This window comes from Streptomyces sp. NBC_01016 (assembly GCF_026341035.1).
GTDB lineage: Bacteria > Actinomycetota > Actinomycetes > Streptomycetales > Streptomycetaceae > Streptomyces.
Window position 1 is genome coordinate 1,109,453 of the sequence record NZ_JAPEOQ010000002.1, and the last position, 22,631, is coordinate 1,132,083.

Consider the following 22,631-nt stretch of genomic DNA (forward strand, 5'->3'; position numbering starts at 1 on the left):
GCAACGGTGTTGCGGACCCGGGGCTCTGCCCCGGACCCCGCTGGCTCTCGTTTGAAAGGCGGGGCTTCAGTGGGTCAGCACAGATACCGCGTCGTGTGCTTGAACGACGATGACGCGCCGTCGAAGCCGTACGTGCCGCGGTACGACGGTGGGTTCTGGAATTCGCCGACCACGGTGATCGTGGAGGCGCAGGAACCCTGGTCCGAGCGCTTCGCGTCCAGGCGGATGGTGTCGCCGATGAAGCCGCCCGTGATGTCCCACGGGGCGCCGCAGATGCCGGACGTGATCTGGCCGCCGGTCACCACGAAGGGGTGCGTGTTCGGGTTTACCTTCGCGGTGATGGCGAAGGTGACCGAGCCGTTGTTCAGCTCCAGCTTGCAGTCGACCGTGAGGGCCTCCGCAGAGACGTCGCGCTGCGCGGCGAACGCCTCGTCGCGCGTCTTGACCTCCGCGCCCTGCGGGTTGTGGAAGCGGTGCTCCCCGCGGGTCTGGCCCTTGCCCTTGCGTGCCTGAGTACTCATCACGTCACCTCCTATGCCAGCTGCTCGGAGATCTCCACACGCAGCAGCGCGCGGACGTTCTCGATGTGGTTCTCGACCGTGACCGTCGACGAACCGGCGAACAGCAGGCCGACCGCCACGTTGTCGTAGGACGTGACCAGGGATCCGGAGTCGCCGCCGGCCGACATGACCGTGGTGAGGATCTGGTCCTTGAAGCGGGCCGTGCCCGCCGTGCCGTAGTTGACGTCGACCGTGGCGTCGACCGAGATGATCCGGCCGAAGGACACGTTCGTCGTGCGGCCCGTCTTCTTCACGAGGTCGCCGACCGCGACGTTCGCCTTGCGGCGCCAGGCGCGCGGCGCGCCGCTGAAGTACTGCTCGCGCGTGGCGTCCTGGAACGGGACCTCGCCGAGCGCCGCGTCGACCACGTTGTTCTGGCGCTCCAGCGGGGTCTGCGGGGCGAACTGGATGGTGATGAAGCGGGACAGCGTGGCGATGCGGTCCGCGGGGTCCGTGCCGCCGTCGAACCGGCCGGGCTGCACGATGGCGCTGCCCAGTTGGGCCCGGTTGGAGTCGGCGAGGACGTGGTTGTTGGAGAGGATGTAGAACTTCGCCGGGGTGCCGAGCCCGGGTCCCGGCGGGTCCACCGTGGCGCCCCGCAGGAAGTCGTAGACCACGCTGCCGAGGGTGCCCGCGGTGATGGACACGTTGCCGACCGAGAAGCCGGAGGGGCACGGCCGCATGCGGCGTACGAGCTGCTGCGGTTCGAAGGTTCCCAGGCCGCCAAGGTCTTCGAGCAGGGGCTGGCCGGCGCCGGAGAACTGCTGGGAGATACCGCCGTCGGGGCCGTACGTGACCTCTTCGGAGCGGGCTCCGGAGGGGCGGCTCTGCCGGCGCTGGGCGGAGATGTGGCCGACGGCCACGATGTCGGTCGGGGTGCCGTCGTCCATCTGACGCGGAATCACATCCCGCTCGGGCAACAGCGATTCGGGCACCTTCTGGGTCACGAAGACGAGAACGGCCTCCTCGCCCGTCGGCTCGCCGTTCTGCCATTTCACGCCGTGGCCGAAGCCGACCACATTGGCAAGGGGCGCCTCGCGCCGCAGGAAGTCACTGGTCGCTTGCTGCCGGGAGCTGTCGCTGAGCTGTCCTCCGGCGGGTCCGCGCATCAATTCGGGCTGGCGCACGCCAGACCACCTCTTCTTCCCCTGACTTTCACTGAAGTGCGGGGGTTACCTCACAACTCGTCATCCTGCGCGCGCACTTCGCCGATCGCGAGCACGCGCACCGGTACCCCGTCGAGTGCTGTGGGGATGACATCCTCCGCACGGAGCCGGTCGCGGGGCACTTTGCGGGTCACGAAGACGACGATGACGTCCTCGCCCGAGTGCTCGTCCTTCCCGGTCCCGACTCCGGTGACATGGGCCAGCTTCATCAGCCGGCTCTCATGGAGGCCGCGTGCCTGTCGTACGTCCATCGGCTCGCCACCCCCTCGGTGGGTGATGCGGGCAGGAGACTCTCTGCTCCAGTCTGTCTATTGCCGCACGGCAGTCCGGTCAAGGCGTTCTGCGTGAAATCTTGGGTTTGGGTGCGTGATGCACCTGTTGACCTTCTTTACGAAGATTCTCACGTACGCAGGTACGAAGCGCCGTTCAGGTCGAGGACGGTGCCGGAGGCCCACTGTGCGGCCGGTGAGGCGAGCCACAGGACGGAGTCGGCGATCTCCTCGGCCGAGGCCACGCGGCCGAACGGGCTCTGCGCGCGCACCTCGTCGGTCAGCCGGTGCGCCACCCGCTCCGTCTCGATGAAGCCGGGTGCCACCGACGCCACCCCGATCCCGTGCGGCGCGAGCGCCACCGCGAGGGACTGGCCGAGCGCGTGCACGGCGGCCTTCGTCGCCCCGTACGCCGGGTGGTCGGGCTCGCCCTTGAACGCGCCGCGCGAGCCGATGTTGACGATCCGGCCCGCCGTGCCCTGCCCGATCATGCGCTGCGCGGCGAGGTGACTGAGGTTCGCGGTGCCGAGCAGGTTCACGGAGACATGGCTCTGCCACAGCCGGGTCCACTCCTCGTACGGGGTGGTGGCCGGCGGGTGCGGCAGGTTCACGGCCGCGTTGTTGACCAGGACGTCGAGGCCGCCGAGGCCCTCGGCCGCCCGCTCGGCGACGGACGCCGCGCCCTCGGGGGCGGAGATGTCGCCGCCGACGAGGACGTGCCCCTCCCCGGCGAGCGAGTCGAGCGTGGCCTGCGCCTCGTCCTCCCGCGAGCCGTAGTGCACCGCCACCCGGTCGCCGTTGGCCGCGAAGGCGCGGGCGAGGGCCCGGCCGAGGCCGCGCGAGGCCCCGGAGACAAGGACGCGGCGGCCGGACGGCGGAAGGTTCACGGAATTCACGGAAGTCATGGAGGTGGGCCCCTTGGCGTTGGACGGTGTTCAACCGCCGTTTATACGCGAGCGAGAACGTATGGCCGAAAACAGGGCCCGTTCACTCTCATCGATCATTACGGGAGACAGCCAGCATGTCGCTCACTCGCAGGGACTTCACCAGACGATCCGCGGCCACCGGCGCCGGTATCGCACTCGCCGGGTCCGTCGGCTCCCTGGCCACCGCGCCGAACGCCCTCGCGGCCACCGACGACGCGGACGTCGACGTACTCAAGGGCAAGGACAAGGGCGTCGGCTACGGCCCGCTGGTCGACGACCCCGACGGCATCCTCGCGCTGCCCGAGGGCTTCTCGTACAAGGTCATCACGTACTGCGGGAAGACCAAGCTGGAGTCCGGCGAGTTCACGCCCTCCAACCACGACGGCACCGCCACCTTCGCGGGCCCGCGCGGCGCCACGCTGCTCGTCAACAACCACGAGCTGGCGGGCGCCCGCGCCGACTGGCCGCACCCGGTGCCGCTGACCGAGGGCCTCGTCTACGACCCGATGGCGGCCGGCGGCTGCACCGTCGTCGAGGTGCGCCGCGGCGGCGAGGTCGCCGAGTGGGTCGGCATCGCGGGCACCGCCACCAACTGCGCGGGCGGGCACACCCCGTGGAACACCTGGCTGACCTGCGAGGAGACCGAGGACAAGGCCGGTAAGAACGGCTTCACCAAGGACCACGGCTACGTCTTCGAGGTCGACCCGGCGGACCACCGGGCCAACCGCGCGCCCAAGCCCATCAAGGCGTTCGGCCGGTACGCCCACGAGGCCGTCGTCATCGACCCCAAGCGCGGCCACGCCTACCTCACCGAGGACGCCTCCGGCCCCAACGGTCTGCTCTACCGCTGGGTTCCGCCGAAGGGCTTCGAGCACGGCCGCGGCAAGCTGCGCACCCTCGCGGACGACGCGGGCGTGCTGCAGGCGACCCGGTGCTTCGACTCGGGCGGCCGCTTCGTCGACGACCTGTCCCGCGCCACGAAGCTCGGCACGACGTACGGCGTCGACTGGGTCGACGTCCCCGACCGCGACGCCAAGTCGGTGTCCACGCGCAAGCAGTTCAAGGACGGCGAGATCACCCGCGCCCGCAAGCTCGAGGGCATGTGGTGGGGTGACGGCGGCGCCTACGTCGTCTCCTCGTACGCCCGCGAGGAGAGCCCCGTCGCGCACGACGGCCAGGTCTGGTTCTACGACCCCAAGCGCCGCACCCTCACCCTGAAGGTGCTGCTCGGCGTCAACCCGGACCCGTCGAAGGACGGCGCCCTCGACGGCCCGGACAACATCACCGTCTCCCCGTACGGCGGTCTGGTCATCTCCGAGGACGGCGAGGGCATCCAGCACCTGTTCGGGGCGACCGAGCGGGGCCGTACGTACCCGATCGCGCGCAACGACCTCAACATCGGCACCGAGACGGAGCCGGAGTACAGCGAGATGACGGGCGTGACCTTCTCGCCCGACGGCTCGACCCTCTACGCCAACATCCAGAACCCCGGCATCATGCTGGCGATCAAGGGCCCCTGGAAGCGTCAGCGCTGAGCGGTCACTGGAGCGGGTCCACCGGCGGCGCCTCGCGCTCGGAGGCGATCCGGTGGACCCGCCCCCGCACCGCGTACCAGCCGATCGTCAGGCACACCGCGATCGGGATCAGCATCAGCACCGTGTTGCGGCCCGCACCGTCCTTGTCGAACCACATCATCACGATCACGGCGAGCAGGAACGCGATCGTCGTGAGCTCGATCCACGGCGAGGCCCACAGCCGGAACGCGGGCCGGTGCACGACGCCCTCCCGGGCACGCCGCACGAACACCAGGTGACAGAGCATGATCATGCACCAGGTGGAGATGACGCCGAGCGAGGAGATGTTCGTGACGATCGCGAACGCGTCCTCCGGCAGCCACGCGTTGAGCGCGACCCCGAACATCGCCACCGTCGCCGTCAGCAGGATCCCGCCGTACGGGACGTGGCTGCCGCTCATCCGGGCCGTGAACGAAGGGGCCGAGCCCGCCATCGACATCGAGCGCAGGATGCGGCCCGTGGTGTAGAGCCCGGAGTTGAGCGAGGACATCGCGGCGGTCAGCACCACCAGGTTCATGATCCCGCCGGCCGACGGCACCCCGATCTTCGACAGAACCGTCACGAAGGGGCTCTCGCCCGCCGAGTACGCCGTCCAGGGCAGCAGCAGCGTCAGCATCACGACCGAGCCGACGTAGAAGATGCCGACACGCCACATGATCGAGTTCACGGCCTTCGGCACGACCTTCTCCGGCTCCGCGGTCTCGCCTGCCGTCACACCGACCATCTCGACCGCCGCGTACGCGAAGACCACGGTCTGCGTGATGAGGACGACCGGCATGACGCCCAGCGGGAAGAATCCGCCGTTGTCGCTGATGAGCGAGATGCCGGGGTCGTAGTTCCCGTCCACGGGCTTGCCCGTCACCAGGAAGAAGATCCCGATCAGCAGGAACAGCACCAGGGCCGCCACCTTCACGATGGCGAACCAGAACTCCATCTCACCGAAGCTCTTCACGGAGATGAGGTTGATGGTCAGCACGATCGCGAGGGCGACCGCGGCCAGCACCCACTGCGGGATCGTCGTGAACATCGACCAGTAGTGCACGTACAGGGCGACGGCGGTGATGTCCGCCATCCCGGCCGAGGACCAGTTCAGTACGTACATCCAGCCGGCCACGAACGCGCCCCGCTCGCCGAGGAACTCGCGCGCGTAGCTCACGAAGGAGCCGGAGGAGGGCCGGTGCACGACCAGTTCGCCCAGGGCCCGCACCACGAAGAAGGCGAACACGCCGCAGATCGCATAGGCGAACGCGAGGGCGGGTCCCGCCTTGGCGAGGTTGCCGCCGGCACCGAGGAAGAGGCCCGTGCCGATCGCCCCACCGATCGCGATCATGCTGATGTGCCGGGGCTTGAGGCTCTTGCTGTACCCGAGGTCACCGGCGTCGGTGACCCCCTCGGCGGTGGTCGGGTCGTCCAGATGGGGGTCTTCACCCGCCGGTCCGGTTTGGTGGCCTTTGTGCATGTTCACGAGGGGCACTCTCGCAAATTGACCGCCCGGCGTCGCAGCTACGCGCCGCAGGCGTGCGGGAGGGAGAAAAGTCCTCTGCGAAAGTCCCGGGTAAGGGAACGGTAAAGCGGGGTCGATCGTTACCCCAGGCATGACCGCAATGACTCCCGGCTCGAACATCCCGCTCGCCGTGCAGCGCGTGACGGTGGACGTCACGGCGCCCGTGCGGCTCGACGTATCGGGCCTGCTGCTCACCGCCGACGGCAAGGTGCGCTCGGACGACGACTTCATCTTCTACAACCAGCCCTCGGGGCCCGGTGTGACGTACACATCGGGCGGTGGCAGCGCCCCGGACTCCATCACGGTGGACACGGCCGCCGTCCCGCCGGGCATCGAGAAGATCGTCGTCACCGCGAGCCCGGACGCCGAGGGCCAGTCGTTCCAGGGCGTCGAGCCGACGGCCACGATCCGTGGCGCGGACGACGGCTCGGTCCTCGCCACGTTCACGCCGCCCCAGCTCGGCGCGGAGACGGCGCTGGTGGTCATGGAGGTGTACCTGAGGAACGGCGCGTGGAAGGCACGCGCGGTGGGCCAGGGGTATGCGAACGGGCTTGCGGGTATCGCCACGGACTTCGGTGTCTCGGTGGAGGAGCCGGCGACCCCCGCCGCGGCTCCGGCCCCGCAGGCTCCGCCCGCCCCGCCGGCCGCGATGCCCGCGCCGACGACGCCGCCGCTCGACCCGCGGACGGCCCCGCCCGCGCCGGCCGCAGCGCCCGCCGCTGCCGCCGCGCCCGCCCCGGCGCCCGGCTCCGGCAAGATCAACCTCGACAAGGGCCGCGTCTCCCTCCAGAAGAATCAGACGGTGTCCCTGGTCAAGGGCGGCAAGCCGCTGCTCTCCCAGGTCAAGATGGGCCTCGGCTGGGAGCCCGCCTACCGGGGCAAGGACATCGACCTGGACGCGTCGGTCATCGCGTACGGGCCGCAGCGCAACCACGTCGACAGCTGCTACTTCGGCAAGCTCTCGATCGTGGGCGGCGCGATCAAGCACTCCGGCGACAACCTCACGGGCGAGGGCGGCGGTGACGACGAGGTGATCGTCGTGGACCTGGGCCGCATCCCGCAGGAGGTCACGGGCCTGGTCTTCACGGTGAACTCGTTCACGGGCCAGAAGTTCACCGAGGTCGCCAAGGCGTACTGCCGCCTCATCGACGCGGCGAGCGGCGAGGAGCTGGTCCGCTTCGACCTCACGAACGCCGAGGCGCAGACGGGCGTGATGATGGCGAAGCTCATCAAGCAGTTCTCCGGCGAGTGGGAGATGACGGCGATCGGTGAGTTCGTGAAGTCACGGACGGTGCGCGGGATGGTGAAGCCCGCGGCGAAGTCGCTGTAGGAGGCGCGGGGGCTGTTGTGAACATCAACCGTTCACCCGTATGGCGGCGCCCGGCGAATTCGGCCGGGCCGTGCCCTGCGGCCCTGCACGGGGCCGCAAAGGCACTCCCACCAGGTGTTACGGCTACGCCCAGTGAAGCCCCTTGTTGCGAACTCCCCGGGTCCGGCGCGGGATGGACCTGAGGCACATGGCCCACGCGGCGGCCACCAGCCGCCTCCATGTCCCGAAGGGAGTGATCACGCATGACGCAGAGCGAGATCAACAACCCGGATGCCCTTGTCGGGCTCACCGCCTACGACCGCACTGGGGAAAAGATCGGCAGCGTCGAGCGGGTCTACCTGGATGACAGGACCGGCAACGCCGACTGGGTGACGGTCAAGACCGGCCTCTTCGGTATGAAGGAGACCTTCGTGCCGTTGAGCGGGGCCACGCACGACAGTGACCGGCTCAACGTGCGGTACACGAAGGAAGCGGTCAAGGACGCCCCGCGGGTCGACGCCGACCAGCACCTCGACGAGGACGAGAAGAGCGAGCTGTACGCGCACTACGGCATGACGCGCCCCGCCGCGGGCGCCGCCGGCACCCAGCCCCAGCGGCCGGGTCAGGCGGACACCGGCCGGATGGGCGCGGCAGGCACGGCGGGCGCCGCGGGCGCGGCCGGTGCCATGGGCGCCGGAGCCGGTGCCCGGTCGGACGCCGGGCGGCACGCGGGTGCCGCGGCGCGGGAGCCGGCCATGCGTTCCGGTCCCGACGCCGAAGGCGACCGCAAGGCCGACGAGATGATCCGCTCCGAGGAGCGCCTGCGCGTGGGCGTCGAGGAGCAGGAGGTCGGCCACGCGCACCTGCGCAAGACGGTGGAGACGGAGAACGTCACCACGTCGGTGCCGGTGTCCCACGAGGAGGTCCGCGTCGTGCGCGAACCGATCCGTGAGGGCGACGGCGCGAAGGCCACGATCGGAGAGGCGGAGACCGAGGTGACGCTGCACGCGGAGCGTGCGGTCGTCCGCAAGGAGACCGTCCCGGTCGAGCGTGTCCGGCTGGAGACCGAGAAGGTCACGGAGACGAAGGAGATCTCCGACACCGTCCGCAAGGAGAAGATCGAGTACGACAACCCGAAGGACGACGGCATGCCCGGTGAGGGCAAGGGGCGTCGCGGACCGCGACACTGACGGCCGCAGGTAGCGGGCGGGCCCGGCCGAGAGGCGGGCCCGCACTGCCGTGCGTCAGGGCACCACGACGATCTTCCGGCCCACGCCCGAGGCGAACTGGTCCAGTGCTCCCGGGTAGTTGTCGAGCGGCAGGCGGTCGCTGATGAACACGGACGGGTCCAGGACGCCGCCCGCGAAGAGCTCCGCCGCCCGCTCGTAGCTGTGCAGGACCGCCATCGAGCCGGTGATGGTGATCTCCTGGTTGTAGATGCGGTACGGGTCGATCGTCACGCGCGTCGCGTAGTCCGCCACGCCGAACTGGAGGAACGTGCCGGCCTTGGCGACGCGGCCGAGGCCGTCCTGGATCGCCGCCGCGTTGCCGGTCGCGTCGATGACGACGTCCCAGCCGGTGGGGCGGTCCAGCTCGTCCGGGTTCGCCGCCGACGCCGAGACGCCGAGGCGCTGGGCCGTCTTGAGGCGGTCCGCGTTGAGGTCCACCACGTCGACGCTCGCCGCGCCGGTCCGCTTGGCCAGCTCCAGCATCATCAGGCCCATCGTGCCCGAGCCGTAGATCAGCACGTGCGAGCCGAGCCGCGACTGCAGGACGTCGTAGCCGCGCACCGCGCAGGAAAGCGGCTCGATGAGCGCCGCGTCCTGGGTCGCTACGTGATCGGGGAGCGGGACACAGTTGGCGACAGGGGCGACCGCGTACTGCGCGGCCCCGCCCGCCGTCGACACCCCGATCGCCGCCCACCGCTCGCACAGATTGCCCCGCCCGGCCCGGCAGTAGCGGCACTCGTGACAGTGCAGGGAGGGGTCGACGGCCACCCGGTCGCCCACCCTCAACTCCGTGACGTCACGCCCCACTTCGGCGATCGTGCCCGCGAACTCGTGGCCCGGCACCACCGGAAGTGTGGGGGCGAACTCGCCCTGCAGGATGTGCAGATCGGTGCCGCAGAGCCCGCAGGCGGCGACCTCGACGATCACGTCGCGGGGGCCCGGTGTCGGGTCCGGCACCTCGCCGACGACGACTTTGCCCACCGATTCGACGATCGCGGCCTTCATGTGCAACCTCCAAGACACGTACGGATGTTGTTCAATTCCCCGTTCGATCCCCCGTTCACTTCACCGCTCCGAGGGACAGGCCCTGGACGAGCTTGTCCTGGGCGGCGAACCCTGCCGCGAGCACCGGCAGGGAGATCACGAGGGACGCGGCGCACACCTTCGCCAGGAACAGGCCCTGGCTGGTGATGAAGCCGGTCAGGAAGACGGGTGCGGTCTGGGCGACGACGCCGGTCAGCACCCGCGCGAAGAGGAGTTCGTTCCAGGAGAAGATGAAGCAGATCAGGGCCGTCGCCGCGATGCCAGGCAGGGCGATCGGCGCCACCACCCGCGTCAGGACCGTCGGCAGGCGCGCCCCGTCGATCTGCGCCGCTTCGATCACCGCGACCGGCACCTCCGCCAGGAACGACTGCATCATCCACACCGCGATCGGCAGGTTCATCGACGTATAGAGGATGACCAGGAGCCAGATGTTGTCGAGGAAGCCGGTGTTCTTCGCGAAGAGGTAGATCGGGAGCAGGCCCGCCACCACCGGCAGCATCTTCGTGGAGAGGAAGAAGAACAGGACGTCGGTCCACTTGCGGACCCGGCGGATCGACAGCGCGTACGCCGCCGGGAGCGCGAGCACCAGCACGAGCGCCGTCGCGACGAGCGAGGCCACCGTCGAGTTGATGAGCGCGGGCCAGGGGCTCGCGCCGCCGTCCGCGCCGAAGAAGTCGCGGTAGCCGTCGAGGGTGAGGGAGGCGGCGAAGGAGGGCGGGTTGGTGGCCGCGTCCGACTCCGAGTGGAAGGACGTCAGCGCCATCCAGGCGATCGGCAGGAAGAAGAGGATGCCGGCCAGCCAGGCGAGCAGCCCAAGTCCCTTGCCGCGCAGGAAAGTTGAGAACGTCATCAGCGTGACACCTCCTCACGGAACAGCGACGACACGACGCGCAGCGCGAACGTCGCGATGATGATCGAGCCGATGACGACCAGGACGCCGGCCGCCGAGGCGAGACCGTTCTCGTGGGCCTGGTAGAAGGACTGGTAGACGGTGTACGGCAGGTTGGCCGTGCCGAGGCCGCCGGACGTGATGGTGAAGACGGCGTCGAAGTTCTGCACGATGTAGATCGAGCCGAGCAGCGCGCCCAGCTCCAGGTATCTGCGCAGATGCGGCAGCGTGAGATGGCGGAAGATCTGCCAGGGACCCGCGCCGTCCACGCGGGCGGCCTCGATCTGCTCGGCGGAGCGCGACTGGAGCCCCGCGAGCAGGATCAGCATCATGAACGGCGTCCACTGCCAGACGAGGGAGAGCTCCACCGCGAGCAGCGGGGTGTTCGAGATCCAGTCGGGCTGGGGGCCGCCCACGTAGTGCAACAGGCCGTTGAGCAGCCCGTATTCGGGGTTGTAGAGGACGTGCTTCCACAGCAGGGCCGCGGCGACCGGGACGATCAGGAACGGCGCGATCAGCAGCGTACGGACCAGGCCGCGGCCCTTGAACCGCCGGTCGAGCAGCAGCGCGAGGCACAGCCCGAGCACCAGGCTCGCCACGACCACCGACACCGTCAGGACGATCGTGGTCAGGACGGACTTGCGCAGGTCCGGGTCGGTGAGGACCTCGGAGTAGTTGCCGAGTCCGGTGAACTGGCGGGCGTCCGGGTACAGCGCGTTCCAGTCGAAGAACGAGATCACGAGCGTGGCCACGAAGGGGAGTTGGGTGACCACGACCATGAAGACCAGGGCGGGGAGCAGCGGCGCGCGGGTAGCCCACGCGCGCAGCTTGCTCGGGGTGTTCGGGGCGACCGGCGGGTGGGTGGCGCGAGGTGCCGGAGCGGTGGTCGTGGTCATCGGCCCTCGTACTCCTTCGCGATCTCGGCGGCGAGCTTCTGGGACTTGGCCAGGGCCGAGTCGACCGACTGGCGTCCGGCGACGGCCGCGCTGATCTCCTGCGAGACCTTGGTGCCGAGGTCGGTGAACTCGGGGATGCCGACGAACTGGATGCCGGGCGCGGGCCGCGGCTGCACGCCCGGGTCGCGCGGCCGGGCGCCCTCGATGGCGGCCTGCGTCTGGGCCTGGAAGGGGGCCGCCTCCTTGCGGTACTGCGGGATCTCGTACGTGGAGGCGCGCTTGCCCGCGGGCACGTTGGCCCAGCCGAACTTCTCGCCGACGAGCTTCTCGTACTCCTTGCCGGACGCCCAGGAGATGAACTTCCAGGCCTTGTCCGGGTTGGCGGACGCCTTTTGCAGGCCCCAGGCCCAGGTGTAGAGCCAGCCGCTCGACTTCGTCTTCTCGACGGGCGCCGCCACGTAGCCGATCTTGCCCTTGACCGGGGACTTGGACGCTTCGAGGGAGCCCGCCGCGGAGGTCGCGTCGTACCACATGGCGGTCTTGCCCTGGGTGAGGTTGTTGAGGCACTCGGCGAAGCCGGCCTGGGCGGCGCCGGACTCACCGTGCTTGCGGACAAGATCGACGTAGAACTTGGTGGCGTCCTTGAAGCCCTTGTCGTCGAGGCGGGCCTTCCAGTCCTTGTCGAACCAGGTGCCGCCGAAGGTGTTCACGACGGTGGTCAGCGGCGCCATCGACTCGCCCCAGCCGGGCAGCCCGCGCAGGCAGATGCCCTTCATGCCCTTCTCGGCGCCGTCGACCTTCGCCGAGAGGTCCGCGACCTGCTGCCAGGTCGGGTGCTCCGGCATCTTCAGGCCCTTCTTGGCGAAGACGTCCTTGCGGTACATCAGGAAGGACGACTCGCCGTAGAACGGTTCGCCATACAGCTTCCCGTCGTCGCCGGTGAGGGACTCGCGCATGGGGGCGAGGATGTCCTTCTGGTCGAAGCCCTTGTCCTTGCCGACGTACGGGCCGAGCGAGCGCAGCCAGCCGTTGCGGGCGTAGATCGGGATCTCGTAGTTGGAGAGGGTCGCGACGTCGTACTGGCCCGCCTGATTGGCGAAGTCCTGGCTGATCTTGTCGCGGACGTCGTTCTCCGGCAGCACCGTGAAGTTCACCTTGATGCCGGTCTCCCGCGTGAAATGGCGGGCGGTGAGCTTCTGCAACTCGACCATCTGCGGGTTGTTGACCATCAGGACGTTGAGGGAGTCACCGCCCGTGCCGAGCCCGCCGGCGCCGGCCCAGCAGCCGGACAGGAGGGGGGTGAGCAGCGTCCCTGCGGCGGCCATCACGAGCAGGGGGCCCGGTGGCCTGCGTCGGCTCTGGGTTCGCATCGATGCTCCTGGACGTAAGGGATGGAGGGGATTTACCGGGATGAAGCGGTACGTCGACGGGTGTGCGGAACCCGCCCCCGTACCGGTGGAGTCGTGGGTGGATCAGACGCGGATGACCTGAGGCCCCATCAGTGAGTAGCGGTGGGCCTCGGACGCGGGCAGCTGGGTGCTGGTGACGATCGTCTCCAGGGCGCCCACCGGGGCGAAGCGGCAGAAGCTGGTCGCGCCGAACTTGGTGTGCACGCCCGTGAAGACGGTGCGCCGCGCCGCCCGGACGGCCTGCGATTTCACCTCGCTGACGGCCGGGTCGGGGGTGGTCAGGCCGTGGTCGCGGGAGATGCCGTTGGCGCCGATGTAGGCGAGGTCGACGACGAAGCCGGCGAGCATCTTCGACGTCCAGTGGTCCACGGTCGCGAGCGTGCCCGCGCGGACCCGGCCGCCGAGCAGCAGCACGGTCGTGTTGTCGTTCTCGGCGAGCGCGCCCGCGGTCGCGAGGGAGGCGGTGACGACGGTCAACGGCCGCTCGCGCGGCAGCGCTTCGGCGATCAGCTGCGGCGTGAAACCCTCGTCGACGAAGACCGTCTCGGCGTCGCCGAGCAGATCCGCGGCGGCCGCCGCGATCCGCCGCTTCTCCGGCACGTGCATCGTCGTGCGGAACGCCAGCGTCGTCTCGAACCCGGCGCTCTCCACCGGATACGCCCCGCCGTGCGTGCGCCGCACCAGGCCGTGGTCCTCCAGGGCCCGCAGGTCCCGGCGCACGGTCTCCTTCGCGACACCGAGTGCGGCCGCGAGCTCCGTGACGTCGACGGAGCCGGAGTGCCGCGCCGCCCGCACGATCTCACGCTGTCGTTCCTCCGCGCTCATGCCCGCCGACCTCCTCCGTACCCGACACTGCCCGTTCGGGCCCGGAAGGACCCGTACCGGAAGTTGTACCGGGGGTACACCGAGGTGAACAGGCCTGGAGCGGGCCCGATGCCGCCCGTTCCTGCCCGTTTCGCGGGGCGCGCGGTCCGGCGCGGACCTGCGGGGGAGCGGGGGATCATGTGGGTTCGGGCGGGGCGGATGCCCGAACAAGGCGGCGGGCGGGCCCGTTCGGTGCCCGCCCGCCTGGAAGTGCCGTGCTCGGTCGTGCTCAGTACGGCCAGATCGGCGGGTCGTTGACGAAGCGGCCGCCCATGTACTGGTGCGCCGGGTTGTCGTCGCTGAGCGGGCCGTACTCGGCCAGCAGCTTCTCCGCGTACGCCTCCGAGTTGTCCTGCGGCTCGTAGCCGAGGGCGCGGGCGCTCGAAAGGTCCCACCACAGGCGGGTGTTGGCGGACGAGCCGTAGGCGACGGTGTGGCCGACCTTCTCGGCGGTCAGCGCCGCGTCGAAGAGGCGGGCGCCGTCCGCGGGGCTCATCCACACCGACATCATGCGGACGTCCGTGGGCTCCTTGAAGCAGGAGCCGATGCGCACGGAGACCGTCTCGATGCCGTGCTGGTCCCAGTAGAACTGGGCGAGGTCCTCGCCGAACGACTTCGACAGGCCGTAGTACGTGTCGGGGCGGCGCAGCGTCTCGACCGGGACCAGCGGCGCGCCGTCCTCCACGTGCGGGCGCGGCGTGTAGCCGATCGCGTGGTTGGAGGAGGCGAAGACGATGCGCGGGGCCGTGCCGTCCTCGCGGGACGCGGCCTCTTCCCGCACGGCCTCGTAGAGGTGGTACGTGCCCTTGATGTTCGAGTCGAGGATCTTCTCGAACGTCGACTCCAGGCTGATCCCGGCGAGGTGCAGCACGCCGTCGACGCCGTGCACCGCCTCGCGCAGCGCGTCCGTGTCGTTGAGGTCGGCGACGATCGCGTCGGGCGCGTCCTCGACGGGGCGCACGTCGAGCAGGCGAAGCTCGTAGCCGTACTGGGGCAGCAGCTCCCGCATCAGGGTGCCGAGTCCGCCGGCCGCGCCGGTGAGCAGGATGGTGCGGGAACGGGAAGGGACTGGCATGCGTGTGATCTCCGGTTGCGTGAGCGGCATTCACATTCATGGATGCGGGACAACGCTATGAAGCCCTGCAGTGCCAGTCAAGAGGCGTGCGTACCTTGTGAGTTCGCGTCTTTTGTGTGCTTGACCGGCCCCTGAAGGGCGTCCTACCGTGGTGTTGTTCAGAAATGTAAACGCGGATCACAAATGTGCACATCGTGCGATGTGTGCGCTCAGGGAGAGCTCGTGACCTCAGCCCCTCTCGCCGCTCGCCTCAGCATTCCCAGCGGGCCGCTGTTCTTCCCCGTCACCGCCTACGGGTCCGACGGGGCCGTGGACCTCGACACCTACCGCACCCATGTCCGGCGCGGCGTCGAGGCCGGGGCCGCCGCCGTGTTCGCCTGCTGCGGCACCGGGGAGTTCCACGCCCTCACGCCCGAGGAGTTCGAGGACTGCGTCGCGGCCGCGGTCGAGGCGACGGCGGGCCGGGTACCCGTCGTCGCGGGCGCCGGATACGGCACCGCACTCGCGGTCCGGTACGCGCGCGCGGCCGAACGGGCGGGCGCGGACGGCCTGTTGGCGATGCCTCCGTATCTCGTCGTCGCAGGACAGGAGGGGCTGCTGCGGCACTACACCGAGCTGGCCGACGCGACCTCCCTCGACACCATCGTCTACCAGCGCGACAACGCCGTCTTCACTCCTGAAACCGTCGTCGCGCTCTCCCGCCACCCCAAGGTGATCGGGCTCAAAGACGGGCTCGGCGACCTGGACCTGATGCAGCGGATCGTGAGCGCCGTACGGACGGAGGGGCCGGCGGAATTCCTCTACTTCAACGGTCTGCCCACCGCCGAACTCACCGGCCTCGCCTACCGCGGCATCGGCGTCACCCTCTACTCCTCCGCCGCCTTCGCCTTCGCGCCCGAGCTCGCGCAGGCCTTTCACAAGGCGCTGAACGCGGGCGACGACAGCACGGTGAACCGGCTCATCGACGGCTTCTACCGGCCCCTCGTCGAACTCCGCAACCAGGGGCGGGGGTACGCGGTCTCCCTCGTGAAGGCGGGTGTACGGCTCAGCGGACTCGATGTCGGCGGGGTGCGGCCGCCGCTGCACGAGCCGCGCGCGGAACACATCGAGCGGCTCGTCGAACTCATCGAGCAGGGCGCCAAGTTGGTGGAAGGAGCCGACGCATGAGGACATCCACCTTCGTCTACCCCTGGGACGTCAACGGCGACCCGGACGCCGCCCGCCGCATCGCCGACCTCGGCGTCCAGCAGGTCACCCTCGCCGCCGCGTACCACTCCACGCGCGCGCTGACGCCCCGCCATCCGCGCCACCGCATCGTGACGGCGGAGCACGCGGCCGTGCTGTACCCCGTCGACCAACAGCGGTGGCAGGGACGGGAGCTGACGCCGTACGGGGCCGGAGACTGGGCCCCCGGCGACGCCTACGGAGAGGCCGCCGAGGCCCTCGCGGGCGCCGGTCTCGACGTCCACACATGGGTCGTGCTCGCCCACAACTCCCGGATGGGCGACGAGCATCCGGGCACCTCCGTCGTCAACGCCTACGGAGACCGCTACCCGTGGGCGCCGTGCATCGCGCAGCCCGCCACGCGCGCGTACCTCGTCGACCTGGCGGCGGAGGCTGCGGCGCGCCCCGGCGCGCGCGGCACCGAACTCGAATCGCTCGGCTGGTACGGCCTCGCGCATCTGCACGCCCACGACAAGATCGGCGGCGTCGGTCTCGGTGAGGCCGGGCAGTACCTGATGTCGCTGTGCTTCTGCGAATCCTGCCGCGAGGGCTACGGGCAACACGGCCTGGATCCCGTGCAGTTGGCGGTGTCCGTTCGGTCGGCCCTGGATCCCGTATGGCGGGGGAGAGTGACGGACGACGGCTGGGTGACGGTCGAGAAGCTGCTCGGCGCCGAGACCGCGGCCGCCACGCGCGCGTACCGCGACACCACGGCCCGCACCCTCCAGGAAGCGGCCGTGGCGGCGGTACGGGCCGCGGCCCCCGCAGACTTCCAGGTGCTGCTGCACGCCGACCCGGTCTCGTACCACTGCGGCGCCAACGCCGGCGTCGACCCGGAGCACATCCTCTCCGTCGCCGACGGCGTCGTCGTGCCCTGCACGGGCGGTGCGGGCATGGTGCGCCCGTTCGCGGAGCAGGGCAGGGGCGTCGTCGCAGCGAACTTCACCGTCGTACGCGGCATGGGCGGCAGCCCGGACGCGCTCGCGGAGGACGCCCGGGCCGCGCGTGACCTGGGTGCGACGCAGCTGCGGCTGTACCACGCGGGGCTTGCGTCGGACGGGGACCTGGAAGCGGTGGCGGGGGCGCTCGCGGGGCTCTGACGGGCGGTGGCGGCCGGTAGTGGCAGGCGGTCGGCGGCAGGCATTCGGCGGCGAAGTGCGGCGGAGGATCAACTTCCGCAAGATTCATGGAAGTTGTGTGAACTTCTTTCGTCGGAAGCGTTGACGAAACAGGGCCGTGCTTCTAGCTTCAACGCGTCGTACTTCGTACGTCATATATGAGACGCGATACGCCATACGAGAGGCCCGCATGACCTCTGTGCCCACGCCGATCCCCTCCCGTACCCAGTACGTCCTGGAGGAGATCAAGCACCGCATCCTGACGGGGCGGCTGCGACCCGGCCAGGCCCTGGTGGAGACCGATGTCGCCGCCCAGTTCGGGGTCTCCAAGACCCCGGTGCGCGAGGCGCTCAAGACCCTCGCCGGGACCGGACTCGTCGTGATGAGCCAGTACAAGGGCGTCACGGTGCGCATGGTGGACGCCGACATGGCCCGCGAGGTCTACGACGTGCGGCTGCTGCTCGAGCCGGAGGCGCTGCGCCGCACCGTGTGCCGCCGCGCCTCCCTCGACGCCGCCCGCGACGCGCTGCACAGCGCCGCCACCGCGAGCGACACGGCTCAACGCTCCCTCGCCAACCGGGAGTTCCACCGCGCCCTGTACCTCCCGTGCGGCAACCCGCTGCTCGGCAGGATGCTCGACGAGGTCCGCGACCAGGCCGCCCTGGTGTCCGCGGTGGCGTGGGCCGCCGACCCCTCGTGGGACCGGGAGGCCGCCGAGCACCGGGAGATCCTGGAGCTCGCCCTCGCCGGTGACGCCCAGGGGGCCTCGCGCGCGCTGCGTGACCACATCGCGTCGTTCGTCCAACGGGCCTTCCCCGAAGCGCGGGAGGACCGGGAAGAAGAGGGTGAGCACCACTCATGACCATCCCCACGTTCTCCGCTCCGTACGAGCAGGGGAGACCCCACTCGCCGGCCGTGTTCGAGACCCAGCGCGCCGCGCTAGCCGATGTGGTCGCGATCCCGGTGACCCCGTTCGCCGAGGACGGCTCCGTCGACGAAGTGCAGTACAAGGCCCTGCTGCGGCGCCTGCTCGACGCCGGCGTGCGCACCCTCACGCCGAACGGGAACACCGGCGAGTTCTACGCCCTCACCCCCGAAGAGCGCCGCCTCGTCACGGAGTTGACCCTCGCCGAGGTGGGGGAGCGGGGCGTCGTCCTGGTCGGCGTCGGGCACGACGTGCCGACCGCGATCGAGGCCGCCCGGCACGCCCGTGAGCACGGCGCCCACATGGTGATGGTCCACCAGCCCGTGCACCCGTACGTCTCCGAGGTCGGCTGGGTCGACTACCACCGGGCGATCGCGCGGGCCGTGCCCGAGCTCGGCGTCGTCCCGTACCTCAGGAACGCGGCGCTCCCCGGCGCCCGGCTCGCCGAACTCGGCGCGGCCTGCCCGAACGTGATCGGCGTGAAGTACGCGGTGCCGGACGCCTCGCGCTTCGCCGGCTTCGCCCGGGACGCGGGCCTCGACCGGTTCGTCTGGGTGGCCGGGCTCGCCGAGCCGTACGCGCCCTCCTACTTCTCCGCGGGTGCCACCGGCTTCACCTCGGGACTCGTGAACGTCGCGCCGAGCGTCTCGCTGTCGATGATCGAAGCGCTTCGATCGGGCGACTACGCCGCCGCCATGAAGGTGTGGGAGCAGATCCGCCGCTTCGAGGAACTGCGCGGCGCCGACGCCTCCGCCAACAACGTCACCGTCGTCAAGGAGGCCCTGGCCTCCCTCGGCCTGTGCCGCCGCGACGTCCGTCCGCCGAGCAAGGAGCTGCCGGAGGCGGCGCGCGCCGAGGTCGCCGAGATCGCCGCGGGGTGGTCCATATGAGTACCGACCGGAGAGGGCCCGACGACCGGAGGCTGAGCCCCGAACAGCTCCGCTCCCACCAGTGGTACGGCACCGAGGGGCAGCTGCGCACCTGGTCGCACAACGCCCGGATGCGCCAACTCGGCTACGAGGGCGAGGAGTACGAGGGCCGCCCCGTCGTCGCCGTGCTCAACACCTGGTCCGACATCAACCCCTGCCACGTACACCTGCGGGAGCGGGCGGAGGCCGTGAAGCGGGGCGTGTGGCAGGCGGGCGGCTTCCCGCTCGAATTCCCCGTCTCCACGCTCTCGGAGACGTACCAGAAGCCGACCCCGATGCTCTACCGCAACCTGCTCGCCATGGAGACCGAGGAGCTGCTGCGCTCCTACCCGGTCGACGCGGCGGTGCTGCTCGGCGGCTGCGACAAGTCGACCCCCGCCCTGCTCATGGGCGCGGCGTCCGCCGACGTGCCGGCGGTCTTCGTGCCGGCCGGGCCGATGCTGCCGGGCCACTGGCGCGGCGAGACCCTCGGCTCCGGCACCGACATGTGGAAGTACTGGGACGAGCACCGCGCGGGCAACCTCACCGACTGCGAACTGCGGGAACTCCAGGGCGGGTTGGCGAGGTCACCGGGCCACTGCATGACCATGGGGACCGCGTCCACCATGACCGCGGCGGCCGAGGTCCTCGGCATGACGCTGCCGGGCGCCTCCTCGATCCCGGCCGTCGACTCCGCGCACGAGCGGATGGCCGCGGCCTCCGGGCGGCGCGCCGTCGACCTCGCCTGGACCGCGCTCAGGCCCTCCGAGATCCTCACTCCCGAGGCCTTCGAGGACGCCGTCACCACGGTGCTCGGGCTCGGTGGCTCCACCAACGCCGTCATCCACCTCATCGCCATGGCCGGGCGGGCCGGAGTGCCGCTGAGCCTCGACGACTTCGACCGCGTCGCGCGCACCGTTCCCGTGCTCGCGAACGTGCGGCCGGGCGGACAGACGTATCTGATGGAGGACTTCTACTTCGCCGGCGGCCTGCCCGCGTTCCTCTCCCGGATCACCGACCTGCTGCACCTCGAACGGGCCACGGTCAACGGGCGGTTGGGCGAGCAGATCGAGGGCGTCGAGGTCCACAACGACGACGTGATCCGCACCCGTACGAACCCGGTCGCGGCCGAGGGCGGCGTCGCCGTCCTGCGCGGAAACCTCTGCCCCGACGGCGCTGTCATCAAGCACATCGCCGCCGAGCCGCGGCTGCTCAAGCACACCGGCACGGCCGTGGTCTTCGACGACTACAAGACCATGCAGCGCACCATCAACGACCCGGAGTTGGGCATCACCGCCGACAGCGTGCTGGTGCTGCGCGGCTCGGGGCCCAAGGGTGGGCCCGGCATGCCCGAGTACGGGATGCTGCCCATCCCCGACCATCTGCTCAAGCAGGGCGTGCGCGACATGGTGCGGCTCTCCGACGCCAGGATGAGCGGCACGAGTTACGGGGCGTGTGTCCTGCACATCGCCCCCGAGTCGCACGTCGGGGGACCGCTCGCGCTGGTCCGCAGCGGGGACACCATCACGCTCGACGTCGCCGCCCGCTCTCTCCAACTCGACGTGAGCGACGACGAGTTGGAGCGCCGCAGGAGCGACTGGACGCCGCCCGTCGAGCGTCACGAGCGCGGCTACGGCGTGCTCTACAACGAGCAGATCACCCAGGCCGACACCGGCTGCGACTTCGCCTTCCTGGCGGGGCCCGGCACGGTCGCGGACCCGTACGCGAGCTGAGTCACCGACACCTCGAACATCGTTTGCGAAGCGCTTCGATGTGTGGGTCGTGCAAGCGCTTTCTATGGCCTGCGAAGAAGCAAGAAAAGCAAGAGAACCAACGAAGCACCGACCTGAGCCACCGAGAACGGAGTTCCCGTCATGGCCCAAGCCGCAGCCGTGGCCAAAGCACCGGGGGGCGCCTCGCCGCCCCGGCGCCGCAAGTCAGCCACCCCGCGCAGGCTCCCTTATCTGCTGATCGCGCCCGCCGGGCTGCTGATGCTGGGCTTCATCGCGTATCCCGTCATCAGCGTCTTCTACTACAGCGTGCAGCACTTCAACCCGACCAAGCCGTGGCGCAACGGGTTCGCGGGACTCGACAACTTCGTCACCGCGTTCACCAACGACCCGGACTTCTGGCGGACATTGGGCTTCAGCCTCCAATGGGTCGTCGTCCAAGTGGTGCTGCAACTACTGCTCGGCCTCGGGCTCGCGCTCGTGGTCAACCAGACGTTCGTCGGCCGCGGCATGGCTCGCGCGCTCGTCTTCTCGCCGTGGGCCGTCTCCGGCGTGCTGACCTCCGCCGTCTGGATGCTGCTCTACAACTCCCAGACGGGCATCACGCGTTACCTCGCCGACATGGGCATCGGAACGTACGGGACCTCATGGCTCTCGGACACCGCGACCGTCTTCCCCGCCGTCGTCACCGCCGAACTCTGGCGCGGCGTCCCCTTCTTCGCGATCCTCATCCTCGCTGACCTGCAGTCCGTGTCGAAGGACCTGTACGAGGCGGCCGAGGTCGACGGGGCGAGCCGGCTCCGCCAGTTCTTCCACATCACGCTGCCGCACCTCAAGGACGCGATCATCCTGTCCACGCTGCTGCGCGCGGTGTGGGAGTTCAACAACGTCGACCTGCTCTACACCCTCACCGGCGGCGGACCCGCGGGTGAGACGACCACTCTGCCGCTGCGCATCGCCTCCATCGCCGTCGACAGCCACGACTTCGGCTACGCGTCCGCGCTGACGTCCATCGCCTTCGTGATCCTCCTGTTCTGCTCGATGATCTATCTCCGCCTGAGCAAGTTCGGGGGCGAGGACAAGTGACCGTCAAGGAAGCCGAATTGACCGCCACCACGACCGCGCCCGCCACCACGACGGGCGGCGGCAGGCACCGCGCCGCCCTCCGCCCCTCCAAGAAGGACCGCGGGCCCTCCTGGGAGGACGTGCCGCGCTGGCAGATCTATGTCCCGCTCGGCGTCTATCTCCTCTTCACGCTCATCCCGTTCTACTGGATGCTGCTGTTCGCGTTCCGGCCCGCCGGATCCACGTCCCTCGTGCCGTGGCCGCTCACCTTCGAGCACTTCGACAAGGTGTGGAACGAGCGGTCGTTCGCGATCTTCTTCCAGAACAGCCTGCTCGTCGGCCTCGCCTCGATGCTGATGACGACGGTGGTGGCGCTGGCCGGCGGCTACGCGCTCGCCCGCTTCAAGTTCCGGATCAAGCAGGGCTTCATGCTCGCGCTGCTGTGCTCGCAGTTCATTCCGGGCGCCCTGATGCTGGTCCCGCTGTTCCAGATCTTCGCCAACCTGCGGCTGATCAACTCGCTCGGCAGCGTCATCATCGCCGAGACCGTCTTCCAGCTGCCGCTCACGATGATCCTCATCAGCGGCTTCATCAAGAACGTGCCGTACACGCTCGAAGAGGCCGCCTGGGTCGACGGCTGCGGACGCTTCCGCGCCTTCTGCGCCGTCGTCCTCCCTCTTCTGCGACCGGGTCTTATCGCGGTCGGTTCCTTCGCCTTCGTGCACAGCTGGAACCACTTCCTGTTCGCCCTCATGTTCCTCTCCAACCAGGACAAGCAGACGATCCCGGTCGGCCTCGCCACGCTCATGGGCGCCGACTCCGTCGACCTGGGCGCGCTCGCCGCCGGCGGCGTCGTGGCCGCGCTGCCCGTCGTGATCGTTTTCGCATTCATTCAGAAATGGCTCGTCACGGGGTTCAGCGCGGGGGCGGTGAAGGGATGACAAGCA

At 69.8% G+C, this 22,631-nt stretch carries 21 protein-coding genes; 10 read left to right on the forward strand and 11 right to left on the reverse strand.

What is annotated here, in order from left to right; translation table 11 throughout:
- Positions 1 to 74 precede the first annotated feature (74 nt).
- From OG746_RS31720 to OG746_RS31735, 4 genes are all read right to left on the reverse strand, one after another.
- A complete protein-coding gene (locus OG746_RS31720) occupies positions 75 to 521 on the reverse strand; it encodes a hypothetical protein (protein ID WP_266720948.1) in 447 nt (148 codons plus the stop codon).
- An 11-nt stretch (positions 522 to 532) separates the two neighbouring features.
- Positions 533 to 1,687 (reverse strand): chymotrypsin family serine protease, encoded by a 1,155-nt coding sequence (locus OG746_RS31725; RefSeq protein WP_266720950.1) that lies wholly within the window; start codon positions 1,685 to 1,687, stop codon positions 533 to 535.
- A 50-nt stretch (positions 1,688 to 1,737) separates the two neighbouring features.
- On the reverse strand, positions 1,738 to 1,977 hold the full coding sequence (locus OG746_RS31730) for a hypothetical protein (RefSeq protein WP_266720952.1): 240 nt from the start codon (positions 1,975 to 1,977) through the stop codon (positions 1,738 to 1,740).
- Between the two features lie 149 nt (positions 1,978 to 2,126).
- Positions 2,127 to 2,900: an SDR family NAD(P)-dependent oxidoreductase gene (locus OG746_RS31735; protein WP_266720954.1), complete on the reverse strand. Its 774-nt coding sequence runs from the start codon at positions 2,898 to 2,900 to the stop codon at positions 2,127 to 2,129.
- Between the two features lie 116 nt (positions 2,901 to 3,016).
- On the opposite strand from OG746_RS31735, the gene OG746_RS31740 reads away from it, so the two are divergent.
- The gene (locus OG746_RS31740) at positions 3,017 to 4,456 is read left to right on the forward strand and encodes an alkaline phosphatase PhoX (RefSeq protein ID WP_266720955.1); all 1,440 of its coding nucleotides are present in this window, start codon (positions 3,017 to 3,019) and stop codon (positions 4,454 to 4,456) included.
- Positions 4,457 to 4,460: 4 nt separating this feature from the next.
- Here OG746_RS31740 and OG746_RS31745 read toward each other — a convergent pair whose 3' ends face one another.
- Positions 4,461 to 5,954 carry an amino acid permease gene (locus OG746_RS31745; protein ID WP_266725556.1) on the reverse strand — a complete coding sequence of 498 codons (1,494 nt, stop codon included), beginning with the start codon at positions 5,952 to 5,954 and terminating at the stop codon, positions 4,461 to 4,463.
- A 145-nt stretch (positions 5,955 to 6,099) separates the two neighbouring features.
- Between OG746_RS31745 and OG746_RS31750 the strand changes: the two genes are divergently transcribed.
- Together OG746_RS31750 and OG746_RS31755 are read left to right on the forward strand one after the other, a co-directional pair.
- Positions 6,100 to 7,329: a TerD family protein gene (locus OG746_RS31750; RefSeq protein ID WP_266725558.1), complete on the forward strand. Its 1,230-nt coding sequence runs from the start codon at positions 6,100 to 6,102 to the stop codon at positions 7,327 to 7,329.
- 242 nt (positions 7,330 to 7,571) lie between these two features.
- Positions 7,572 to 8,498: a PRC and DUF2382 domain-containing protein gene (locus OG746_RS31755; RefSeq protein WP_266720956.1), complete on the forward strand. Its 927-nt coding sequence runs from the start codon at positions 7,572 to 7,574 to the stop codon at positions 8,496 to 8,498.
- A gap of 54 nt (positions 8,499 to 8,552) precedes the next feature.
- Here OG746_RS31755 and OG746_RS31760 read toward each other — a convergent pair whose 3' ends face one another.
- From OG746_RS31760 to OG746_RS31785, 6 genes are all read right to left on the reverse strand, one after another.
- Entirely contained in the window at positions 8,553 to 9,542 is a 990-nt protein-coding gene (locus OG746_RS31760; RefSeq protein WP_266720958.1) for a zinc-dependent alcohol dehydrogenase family protein, read from the reverse strand.
- A 55-nt stretch (positions 9,543 to 9,597) separates the two neighbouring features.
- Positions 9,598 to 10,431, reverse strand: coding sequence for a carbohydrate ABC transporter permease (locus OG746_RS31765; RefSeq protein ID WP_266720960.1), 834 nt, complete (start codon positions 10,429 to 10,431; stop codon positions 9,598 to 9,600).
- Positions 10,431 to 11,366 (reverse strand): carbohydrate ABC transporter permease, encoded by a 936-nt coding sequence (locus OG746_RS31770; RefSeq protein ID WP_266720962.1) that lies wholly within the window; start codon positions 11,364 to 11,366, stop codon positions 10,431 to 10,433. The genes OG746_RS31765 and OG746_RS31770 overlap by 1 nt, the downstream gene beginning before the upstream one ends.
- Positions 11,363 to 12,736, reverse strand: a complete 1,374-nt coding sequence (locus tag OG746_RS31775; RefSeq protein ID WP_266720964.1) for an ABC transporter substrate-binding protein — start codon at positions 12,734 to 12,736, stop codon at positions 11,363 to 11,365. The genes OG746_RS31770 and OG746_RS31775 overlap by 4 nt, the downstream gene beginning before the upstream one ends.
- A 102-nt stretch (positions 12,737 to 12,838) precedes the next feature.
- Positions 12,839 to 13,600: a DeoR/GlpR family DNA-binding transcription regulator gene (locus OG746_RS31780; RefSeq protein WP_266720966.1), complete on the reverse strand. Its 762-nt coding sequence runs from the start codon at positions 13,598 to 13,600 to the stop codon at positions 12,839 to 12,841.
- 268 nt (positions 13,601 to 13,868) lie between these two features.
- On the reverse strand, positions 13,869 to 14,714 hold the full coding sequence (locus tag OG746_RS31785; protein WP_266720969.1) for an NAD-dependent epimerase/dehydratase family protein: 846 nt from the start codon (positions 14,712 to 14,714) through the stop codon (positions 13,869 to 13,871).
- Positions 14,715 to 14,936: 222 nt separating this feature from the next.
- Here OG746_RS31785 and OG746_RS31790 point away from each other — a divergent pair, with 222 nt between their 5' ends.
- The 7 genes from OG746_RS31790 (at position 14,937) to OG746_RS31820 (ending at position 22,625) form a co-directional block, all read left to right on the forward strand.
- Positions 14,937 to 15,881: a 5-dehydro-4-deoxyglucarate dehydratase gene (locus OG746_RS31790; RefSeq protein WP_266720971.1), complete on the forward strand. Its 945-nt coding sequence runs from the start codon at positions 14,937 to 14,939 to the stop codon at positions 15,879 to 15,881.
- The gene (locus OG746_RS31795) at positions 15,878 to 17,038 is read left to right on the forward strand and encodes a hypothetical protein (RefSeq protein WP_266720973.1); all 1,161 of its coding nucleotides are present in this window, start codon (positions 15,878 to 15,880) and stop codon (positions 17,036 to 17,038) included. Before OG746_RS31790 ends, OG746_RS31795 begins: the two co-directional genes overlap by 4 nt.
- Before the next feature lie 208 nt (positions 17,039 to 17,246).
- Positions 17,247 to 17,918: a GntR family transcriptional regulator gene (locus tag OG746_RS31800; RefSeq protein ID WP_266720975.1), complete on the forward strand. Its 672-nt coding sequence runs from the start codon at positions 17,247 to 17,249 to the stop codon at positions 17,916 to 17,918.
- Positions 17,915 to 18,871, forward strand: a complete 957-nt coding sequence (locus OG746_RS31805) for a dihydrodipicolinate synthase family protein (protein ID WP_266720977.1) — start codon at positions 17,915 to 17,917, stop codon at positions 18,869 to 18,871. The genes OG746_RS31800 and OG746_RS31805 overlap by 4 nt, the downstream gene beginning before the upstream one ends.
- A complete protein-coding gene (gene araD / locus OG746_RS31810) occupies positions 18,868 to 20,622 on the forward strand; it encodes an L-arabinonate dehydratase (RefSeq protein ID WP_266720979.1) in 1,755 nt (584 codons plus the stop codon). The genes OG746_RS31805 and araD overlap by 4 nt, the downstream gene beginning before the upstream one ends.
- A gap of 141 nt (positions 20,623 to 20,763) precedes the next feature.
- Positions 20,764 to 21,705 carry a carbohydrate ABC transporter permease gene (locus OG746_RS31815; RefSeq protein ID WP_266720981.1) on the forward strand — a complete coding sequence of 314 codons (942 nt, stop codon included), beginning with the start codon at positions 20,764 to 20,766 and terminating at the stop codon, positions 21,703 to 21,705.
- The gene (locus tag OG746_RS31820) at positions 21,702 to 22,625 is read left to right on the forward strand and encodes a carbohydrate ABC transporter permease (RefSeq protein WP_443063064.1); all 924 of its coding nucleotides are present in this window, start codon (positions 21,702 to 21,704) and stop codon (positions 22,623 to 22,625) included. Before OG746_RS31815 ends, OG746_RS31820 begins: the two co-directional genes overlap by 4 nt.
- Positions 22,626 to 22,631 lie beyond the last annotated feature (6 nt).